This is a genomic window from Romboutsia sp. 13368 (genome assembly GCF_018336475.1).
Lineage (GTDB): Bacteria > Bacillota > Clostridia > Peptostreptococcales > Peptostreptococcaceae > Romboutsia.
Genome location: NZ_CP048741.1, coordinates 2020687 through 2022297, shown reverse-complemented (window position 1 = coordinate 2022297; position 1611 = coordinate 2020687). Strand labels below are relative to the sequence as shown.

Below are 1611 nucleotides of genomic sequence, written 5' to 3'. Positions count from 1 at the left end.
TTTAAATATAGAGATGGAAGGTTTTTATTTATATAAATTTATAATAAAGGGGGATGGGAATATGTCTTTAATAATACCAAAAGACTATAAATCAAGTTTAGGAGTAATACAAACACAACAAGCAATAAAAGATTTAAAAGACTATTTCGAAAAAAGACTTTCAGAAGAATTAAAGTTAACAAGAGTTTCATCACCATTATTTGTATTACCGGAAAGTGGAACAAATGATAATCTAAATGGAATAGAAAAAGCTGTAAGTTTTAATGTTCCAGATATAAATAAAAATGTAGAAATAGTTCAATCTTTAGCGAAGTGGAAGAGAATGGCTCTTAAAAAGTATGGTTTAGATGAAGGAAGAGGTATATATACAGATATGAATGCTATAAGAAAAGATGAAGAATTAGACAATATACATTCAATATATGTGGACCAATGGGATTGGGAGCTTATTATAAATAAAGATGATAGGAACAAAGAAACATTAAAGAATGTTGTTGAAAAAATATATAAAGTATTTAAAGAAACAGAACAATATGTTCATGATATATATCCTGAAATAAAGAAAATGCTACCTGAACAAATAACATTTATAACGTCTCAAGAGTTATTAGATATGTATCCGAATTTATCCTCAAAGGAAAGAGAAAATAAGATAGTAAAGGAAAAAGGTGCAGTATTTTTAATGCAAATAGGAAATTTATTATCTAATGGAAAGAGACATGATGGAAGAAGTCCAGACTACGATGACTGGGAATTAAATGGAGATATATTATTTTATAACCCAGTATTAGATAATGTTATAGAACTTTCATCTATGGGAATAAGAGTAGATGAAGAAAGTTTATCTTATCAATTAGATATAGCAGATTGTAATGATAGGAGAGAACTTGATTACCATAAAGCTTTATTAAATGGAGAATTACCATATACAGTTGGCGGAGGAATTGGTCAATCTAGAATATGTATGTATTTTTTAAATAAGGCACATATAGGTGAAGTTCAAGTTGGAGTATGGCCTCAAGAAATGATAAATGAATGCTTAGAAAATGGAATACATCTCTTATAATAAAATCTATTTATAGAAGTTAATATATGAGTTATAATATAAAATATATATTAACTTGAGAGGTGATAAATTTGAGTAAAATATCATTTTTAATAGATATATTATTAAACACACTTAAAAAAACATTAGTTAGGTTTAAAAATGCTAAATTTGGATTATTATTTTTTACTAATATATTTAAAATACCAGACTTTTTAACTGATAATAGAGTTAATATAATTAGTAAAATGAAATTAATATTTTCATTATCAGTAGCTATTATATATATAATATCAGGTATAGATTTTATACCAGAATTAATTACAGGATTGTTTGGTTTTATTGATGATATATTTGTATTAGTATGGAGTTTGGGAATTGTTAATGAAGAAATCGAAAAATACAAAAAAATTATAAAAGATAGTATAGACCCTAATATAATTGAAAATGTAAAGTATAATATATATGATTAAAAGATAAGTTAAAAAACATATATATAATATACAGTAATAGAAGTAATAAAATAATAAGAATAAATTTTATTACTTCTTAAAAAATATATAGTA

Annotated in this window: 2 protein-coding genes; both read left to right on the top strand. The window is 24.1% G+C overall.

The genetic code is table 11. The annotated features are described in order from the left end of the window. Positions 1 to 61 precede the first annotated feature (61 nt). A complete protein-coding gene (gene asnA, locus G3997_RS08380; RefSeq protein WP_296645340.1) occupies positions 62 to 1066 on the top strand; it encodes an aspartate--ammonia ligase in 1005 nt (334 codons plus the stop codon). Positions 1067 to 1128: 62 nt separating this feature from the next. After that, complete coding sequence (locus G3997_RS08375) at positions 1129 to 1518, top strand: YkvA family protein (protein ID WP_442971194.1); 390 nt, start codon at positions 1129 to 1131, stop codon at positions 1516 to 1518. Positions 1519 to 1611 lie beyond the last annotated feature (93 nt).